The organism is Myxococcus sp. AB025B (genome assembly GCF_006518215.1).
GTDB classification, from domain to species: Bacteria; Myxococcota; Myxococcia; order Myxococcales; family Myxococcaceae; genus Myxococcus; species Myxococcus fulvus.
This window is the reverse complement of record NZ_SRLW01000116.1, coordinates 21,012-28,652: the sequence shown is the minus strand read 5'-3', so window position 1 is coordinate 28,652 and position 7,641 is coordinate 21,012. Positions and strand designations below refer to the sequence as shown.

General features: G+C 66.4%; 5 protein-coding genes. All 5 read right to left on the bottom strand.

The genetic code is table 11. The features are described from left to right. Positions 1-659: 659 nt before the first annotated feature. From FL311_RS20485 to FL311_RS20465, 5 genes are read right to left on the bottom strand one after another with little or no spacing between them, the layout of a single operon-like run. Positions 660-1,862 (bottom strand): integrase core domain-containing protein, encoded by a 1,203-nt coding sequence (locus FL311_RS20485; RefSeq protein WP_141327310.1) that lies wholly within the window; start codon positions 1,860-1,862, stop codon positions 660-662. Then, the gene (locus tag FL311_RS20480; RefSeq protein WP_141327308.1) at positions 1,859-3,382 is read right to left on the bottom strand and encodes a hypothetical protein; all 1,524 of its coding nucleotides are present in this window, start codon (positions 3,380-3,382) and stop codon (positions 1,859-1,861) included. Before FL311_RS20480 ends, FL311_RS20485 begins: the two co-directional genes overlap by 4 nt. Further along, complete coding sequence (locus FL311_RS20475; RefSeq protein WP_141327306.1) at positions 3,379-4,143, bottom strand: hypothetical protein; 765 nt, start codon at positions 4,141-4,143, stop codon at positions 3,379-3,381. The genes FL311_RS20480 and FL311_RS20475 overlap by 4 nt, the downstream gene beginning before the upstream one ends. After that, positions 4,143-5,264, bottom strand: coding sequence for a hypothetical protein (locus tag FL311_RS20470; protein WP_141327304.1), 1,122 nt, complete (start codon positions 5,262-5,264; stop codon positions 4,143-4,145). Before FL311_RS20470 ends, FL311_RS20475 begins: the two co-directional genes overlap by 1 nt. Beyond that, positions 5,261-7,564 carry a sensor histidine kinase gene (locus FL311_RS20465; protein ID WP_141327302.1) on the bottom strand — a complete coding sequence of 768 codons (2,304 nt, stop codon included), beginning with the start codon at positions 7,562-7,564 and terminating at the stop codon, positions 5,261-5,263. The genes FL311_RS20470 and FL311_RS20465 overlap by 4 nt, the downstream gene beginning before the upstream one ends. Positions 7,565-7,641: the final 77 nt, after the last annotated feature.

The window sequence follows — 7,641 nt, the reverse complement described above, 5'->3', positions numbered from 1 at the left end:
GTGTCGCGGGGGCGGAGCGGGAGGGGCTTGAGCCAACGCACGGGCGCTTCATACCACCCGCGACACGGGGGGCCTCGGGATTCGAGTCCAGGTGTCCGTCGGAGCACGACTCCCTGGTCGCTCGCGGCCCCCTCCTCCGACACAACAACCGCCCGGAGCCAGGACCAGGCCCGTGGATCGACGCGTGATGCTGGAAAGAAAAAAGGGCCCTATCGGAATCGATAGGACCCTTCGTTCAGCTCCGGGACCGGGCTGCTTCGGCGAGGTTCGGCGGGCAGACGGACCGAGAGCGCGCGAATGCGCGGACGCCCTCGGAGTATCGCCTTGCGCCGAGTTGAACGCTCGTCTCGGCACGGTGTTCGCCGCGTAGGTCGGCGTCGCGCTCGCCGATCGGCGTTCGGAGACGGACCCGAGAACCGGAGGGCCGCCCCGGGTGGTCAACAGATGTCGATCGGCCTCCATCCAGATCCCAAGAAACCTCCTCGGCGGCGGCATCGAGGACGCGCGCCCCCTTCGGCGACCGCCACCAGGCGGCCAACGCGGGCGCGTGGCGCGCCCGACGCGCACCTGGGACGCCTGGGGCGGCCTGCGGACAAAGGGCGCCCGTGCGCGCCGTCCGCGATGCAGGGGCGCGAGGGTGACGTCAGCCGGCGTCATGGTCAGGCTGCCTTCGCGGGCAGGGCGTCGGCGACGAGCGCGTAGCCCTGGAGGATGCCGTGAGCGTAGGGGCGGCGCTTGAGGCGGCGCTTGTGGAGGTCGGCGAGGTCGATGATCTCGGCCTCAGGCTTGCTGGCGGCGAAGTCCTCCGGCGTGCGCCCGTCGATCCCCTGGTGGGGGCGCTCGGTGTTCGCGTAGCGCCGGTACTCGTCGAGGTAGAACTGGAGTTCCTTCGCGTCGGCCACGCGGATGTGCCGGAGCAGCTCTCGGCGGACGGATCCGATGGCGCGCTCCGCGTAGCAGTTCATCGACGGCAGCCCGGTCGGCGTGACCTCCTCCTCGATCTCGAGCACGCGGAGCTGGCGCGCGAACTGCCCGGCGAAGTGCGCGCCGTGGTCGTGAACGACGGCTTTGGGCGCGCGCTTCTCGCGAGCGCAGACCTCGTTGAAGGTGCGGATGGTCCACACCGAGTCGACGTCCCAGCCGTCGTGGACGCGGAGGTCGAGCAGCTCGCGGGTGTGCACATCGATGATGAGGAGTGCCTGGAGCCAGACACCCTTCGCCGTCTGCACCGCGAAGAAATCCAGCGCCCAAAGCGCGTCCTTCGCAGTGGACCTCACGCGCTCGAAGTCGAGCTTCCTGCCTGGGCGTGGCGAGAACCCGTTCTCCTTCAGGATGCGGGCGATGGTCGGCTCGCTCGCGCGGATGCCCATGCGCCGCAGCTCCTCGCGTATGCGCCGATGGCCCCACGCTCGGTTCTCGCGCTTCAGTGTCAGGATGAGCTCGACGACCTTCTTGTCGAGCGGCGGTCGCCCGCCCGTGTCCGGGCGCCCTCGCAGCGAGCGGAAGCGGGTCGCCCAGCGCCTGATGGTGCGCAGCGACGCCGAGAGGAAGTAGCGCTGGAAGGGCTCGTCGCCGCGCGTGACGAGGTACGCGAAGACCTGCGCGGCGCGCGTGGCCATCGGCGTCGGCGCTGGCTCGGTGCGCTGAGCGAGCTCGGCCTCGAGCGCGTCGAGCTGGGCCTTGAGCGCGATGTTCTCGCGGTAGAGGCGTGCAGCCTCGGGCATCGTCGTGTTGCGCGGCAGGCGCGACACGCGGTCCACCGTTGTGAGGAGCAGGTGGTAGAACCCGAACTCGACGGCGCGCAGCGTGAGCGATGCCGCGCCCTTGATGCGGGCTACGAGGCCGGGGGCGAGCGGCTTCATGCGATGGCCCACTTCGAAGATGCGGTGCGGTTCTCGTTGGCAATGCTCGTCGTGACCCCATCCACCCACGCATCAGCCATCGCGGAAGCCTCGGCCTCACGTCCTGCCAACAGCAGCGCCGTGGCGTCTCGGAGAACGCGAACAACGTCCTTGCGCGCCCCAACGACCGGAACGCGAACACCGCCCAGGTCGGTCGGCTCGAACTTCAGCAGACCATCTGCGTAAACCCTGGCGTGCCGCGCCAGTTCGCGACGCACCGAGGATGTCAGGAGCAGGACACCGAGCGTCGCCTTCTCAGCCTCCGTCACCCGCTTCTTGAACCGAACCACGTAAAGCGTGTTCGAAGCGGTCAGTCCGGGCATGTCCCGGAGAGCGAGGAACGGGAGTCGCTTCGACATGCCCGACATGAAACCATCGACGCGACCGGGCAACGGCGTCCGGTGCCACGGATCGCGCTTGGCGATCTTATGTGCGGCAAGGTTACAGCCGCCCTCCCTGCCGTGTTTGAGGTAGGCCCTCACGGCCCGATGTCGTAGAGCCGAGTCCGTCGGCCAGAACATCCAGACGCGCGCGCCCTCGTCGCGCAGGTTCGCCCACTCCTTCCTCCCGATCGCGGCACTGACGAGATGCTTGCTTCGCGAGAGCGTCGGGCGCAGCGTGGACTGCGGCAGCTGCCACTTCCTTCGCTCGTCTTCGTTCAGGAGGAAGTACCCGGCATCCCCGGTCACGGCGCCGATGTGGATGTGAACAATCTCGTCGAGGCGCCGCAGCGCCAGCGGAGGCGGTGCGAACGCGCGCATCGTGGAGGTTCCTGGCGGCACCTTGCCCAGCGCGATCTGCTCGAGCGCGGCGATCGTCTCGGTCAGGCCCGCAACTTCTATGCGCCTGTTCGTGCAGGACTGTGCTCCCCGGCCGAACGCGACGACGACGACCACGCCCTCCTGCACTTTCGGGAAGAGCGGGCTCGCGCAGCGGACAACGATGACCTCGCCAAACGCGCGCTCGACTGTCTCACGAACCTTCCTTGCGTACTTCGCGAAGTCCCAGGCAGCGGGGAGCACGGCGACGAGCGAGCCGCCCTCACGCACGCAGTCGATGGCGGTGAGCAAGAACGCCGCCCAGTAGTTCGCCTTGAACGGCAGGCGATGCCCGTCAGACATGCGTACGTCGAGCGCGCGGTCGAGAAGCTTCCCCTGTACCCGGCTGAGCGCTGCGTACGGAGGGTTCATCACCACATGATCGACGGACGCGCGGTGCTCCGCTGCCCACTCGAGGAAGTCCGTCTCCCGAACGGTGCGCGCGAGGTCGTCGACGGCACCCGGACCGGGTGCGATGTCGATCGCCGAGATCTGCGCCGCCCGGACTCCGTGAGCAGCCATCTGGGCGACGAAGGCACCATCGCCTACGCACGGGTCGAGCCACAGCGCGCCGGGCTTGCCGCGGGCCGCGGCAACCATCGCGACGGCAAGCTCGGGAGGCGTGTAGACCGTCGCAGACTGGGGAACGTGCTCGTGGCTCACGTCCCCTCCACGAGCAGTTCACGCGGTGGCTTCGCGATTTTGAGCGCCATCCACGGGCTACCAGCGAAGTCTTGCACGCAATTCGCCTGCCACTTGAGGAAGCGAAGCACGCGGTCCTGGTGGATGCCCTTCCACCACTTCGAGTCCCTGTTCTCGGTGAGCGAGTGCTTCTTCCAGCGGTCTTGGAAGACCTCTCCGAGCGCCATGTCGATGACCAGGAAGGGACTCATCAACGGTGCAGGAAGCCGGGGAATGTCGAGCGACTTGGGGAACGGGAAGTACTCGCTGTCGTCCTTGTCCCCGGGGCGATTCACCTGAAAGTGGAAGTGCGTGCCCGGCGAAGCCGCGTCGCCGACCTCCGTAGTCCAACGCGCGATGACCTTCTCCTCGTTGTCGACATCAGCGACGAGCGTCGTGACGGTCGACGCAAGGCCGTCGAGCAGGAAGTACTTGCTATTCTTCCACTTGCCCTCGTCGAGCTTGCGGATTTGCCAGACGAAGGAGAACTCAGCACGAACCTTGTGCTTGCTCTTGCTGTCCGGCTGGCTTTCGCCGTCGCTCCAGATGGTTCGCAGCGGACGATTGGCCGGGATTTGCCACCGCTTCAGATCGGTGCTCTTCGCGACCTGGATGTTCTCAAGGGTGCTCTTCGCCTCGGCCAGCACGCCGACGCTGGTCTTGTCGAGGAAGTCGCTCGCGTAGGCCTTGATAGCCTCGCACTCGTCGATGAGCCCCTTGAACGGGAAGATAAGTCCACTCATCAGGGCTCGTCCTCGACGGCCACTGCCTTCAGCTCGGGGGCATCCTCGAGGTCGACGCGGAGCGCCCATGCCTCGTCGGCAAAGGGCGGCCAGTCGTCTGGGCGCACCTCGACCACGGTGTCTTCAGTCGCGAGGTCGTCCTTCGTCTTGAACTGCTGCCCGAGCACCGGAAACAGGCGAGGCGCATCCTGCTTCTCGATGCCAGCGACCTTCTCCTTCAGCACATTGTGGAGGACGACCAGATCGCCGGGGCTGTCGGCAGTCGCCTCGAAGATCGCGTGCTCAACGCCCGCGCGCCACCAACGTCGTCCGAGGAAGGACGAAAGCTGCCCTTGGTAGGACGCGTTGCCGAAGAGCGCCTTGAACTCGGCCGAGTCGGCGACGGCACGCAACGATTTCAACGACACGCGGAGCCGAGCAGCGACGTGCGCCTCGTCCAGCAGGAAGGTCGGATAGGGGAGGATCTTGTGCAGCACCCAACGCACCACCCCGATCCCGTGCGTGTGCTCCGCGAACTCGTGGATCGGCGGGCGACACCGCCGAATCTCGCGCGTGGCTGCCTCGACCCAAGGTACTTCTTTCGGTAGAGCGAGCCACTTATGAAGTGCCTCCGTCGCGCTGGCAGCAGCCTCACCAGGCCAGTCCTGCGGCAAGCTCTCGACAGCGGCGGCAAGCTCAGCCACTCGCCGGGCTCGCTCGGCGATCGGGTTCTCAGCGCCGTTCTTCTCGAAGATCCACTCGAGGTTGTGGGCGCGGGCGACGATGTGGGGCTGATGAACCAGCTCGCGCGCGACGTCTTGGATGACGGCGGTGTAAAGCGCGTAGGCGCACGCCTTTTTCGGATCGAGTTCGTGCGCCTTCTCCTGCAGTGTGGCGAGAACTGCAAGCCCGTTGGGTGGACGCAGCGCGAGGGCGGGCGCGTTCGCGCGCTCGGTCCAGTGCTCGATCTTGAAGTCGACGAGTAGCAGCGACGCCTTCGTGAGACTTGCCTCGGTGATGTCCTGCGGGTGGCAGACCTCGATCTCGATATCCCCCTGCGAGGTCACCTCATCCTTCCAGGGCTTGAGAAGGTCGGGCTCGTCGTCGACGTGGAGGACGAAGGGCTTGAAAGACGTGGTCATCGGGTCCCTCCAGGGAAGACAATTTCAATGGCGGTTGCGGCTCCCTTGCGCGGCCGCACAAAGCCAATCGTCGCGCCAACCTCCGCGAGAAGATCTCGCGTGATCCCGAGCCCCAGTCCCATGCCCTGACCGAGCACCGGGTCGAGTTGCACGGTGGTCGACTCGAAGGCCCGGAACCAGCGCTCACCCTCGGCAGGGTCGACTGCCTCGCCGGTGTTTTCGATGCGCACGCGTAGCTCACCCTCCTCGGAGAGGTCTGCGTTGGCCCTGATGAAGCCGTCGGTGCCTGCCGCCTTCACGGCGTTGGTGAGCAGGTTCGTAAAGATCGCCATCAGCTCAGCGCGGAACATCGCGGGCGTCCGAAGATCGTCGGCGACGTCGTTCTTGAACGCGATCCCGCGATGCTCAGCGGAGGTCGCGACGAGCCTCCATGTGGCGTTCAGCGCGTCGTGGACCTTCTGCTTCGAACGGCGCCGCCGCGCGTCGGGCGTGACGACGTCGACGAGATAGGCGGCCTGACGCTCGATCGCACGGCGAAGCTCGGAAGCCGCTCCGGCGACCTTCGACACGCGGTTCTTCAGCTTCGGAGGAAGCTCCTCCTCGCGCAGGCGGGCGATACTGTTCTCGAGATCCGCAGCAAGGCCGAGGAGCCGGTTTACCTCATGGGTGAATGCGGCGAGCTGAGTACCTACGGAAGCCAGCACTAGGACCATCGTGTTCGCGGGAACAACCTCGCGGGAGACCTCGGTGGCGTGCGTCACCTCGTCGGCCGCTGCGATGAGCTTTTGCTTCAGACCTTCAGGAGCCTGATCGGCCAGGCGCTTCAGCTCGGCGGCCTGCTCCGAGAGTCGCTTGATCGAACCTTCGGCCTTCGCCTTGGTCGAGCCGCCCGACGAGGAGGTCCCCGATGCCGGGCGTCCACCCGTCGGCCGTGTCGCCGCCGCAGCCTCTGCCGCTGCGGCCTTCGTCGAGGCTCGAACGCGCGTCAGGAGATCGATCCCGCGCCTCACCGTGCTCACGATGAACTCGTAGGCGGCATCGGGCACGAACCCCTCGCGGTTCACCAGCATCTCGAGGGATCCGGAGCGGTTGACCGTCAGAAACACGCCGCCGAAGAAGTGCTTGTTGGACAGACCGAGGAGTCCTTCGTCCTCGACCTCGCCGAGCTTGCCGGGAGCCACCGAGTCGACGAGAAACCGCAGCTTGCGATCACGGGCGTTGTAGTCGCGCGACAGGTAGAGCCAGTCGTCAGCGTCTTCCCCGTAGGGGAGAACGCGAAAGCCCTCCATGTACACGCGCACGCCTGCCACGCGGTTCGACCAGGCGCGCTCATCACGCTTGCCCGAGGCCGAGCCCTCTCGGAGCAGAAGCCGCGCGTGGAAGAAGGGTCCATCCTTGGCCGAAGCGTGCTTCTCAGAGAAGTCGTACGCCTTCGCCTGGGGTGTCTCTTTCACCATGCTGCGCGTCGGGATGACCGCGTAGCGGACGCCCTGAGCGGAGGCATCAATCTCGAGGACCCAATTCGCGGTGTCGAGAACGGCAGGCCAGTAGTTGTCGCCGACCTCAAAGTCGCCCTCGAGCTTCAGCTCGAACCCGGGATCTGCAGTCGGCGCGTCCGCCACCTGCGGCGAAGCAAACAGCCCCTGGGCGCTCACGACATTCTTCGAGAGCGGTTGTACGAGCGCCTTCGGGGCCTGCAACCCCTCGACCTCGAGCAGAAACCGACCCTTCTGCGCATCGGTCCACTTCTGGCGCAGGCCGGTGAGCGTAAGGGTCGTGCCGCTGCGGTCGCCGCGCTTGACCGGACGCTCGCTCGCCGCGATTGCGTCATCACCCACCTCGTCCAGGGTCTCCGCGGCCTCCACCTTGTTCCAATCGATGAACCCATCGACGCCGACCACGGCCTCGCCGCTCGCCGACCACGGAATCGACTGAATCTCGATCTTCCTCGCGAGCTTGTGGGCAGCGAGGCGACCGACGCCCTTGGCTCCGGTGAACCGTCGCTGGTAGCGCTCGGACTTGCGATCGCCGTCGGTCTTCAAGCGAGCCGCGACCCGAAGGAAGCCTCGCTGAAACGTATCGGGGTTCATGCCCACGCCGTTGTCCGAGATACGGATGACGCCGCGCCTCGGGTCACCGATGTTCTCTCCGAAGACCGTGACCTCTGTGGCGTCGGCGTCGTATGCGTTCTTCACCAGCTCGATGAGCGCCGTCGACTCGCGCCCAACGAGCAGCTCGCCGAGCTCACGAAATAGGTGCGTGTCGACTGAGAACTTCGCCGCCTTGTTGCCGTCACTCATGGGGCCTCCTGGAGGCACGACGGTGCGGCACGCTTTGCGTGCTCTGCTGCTGATAGTGGAACGGCGTCTTCATCATC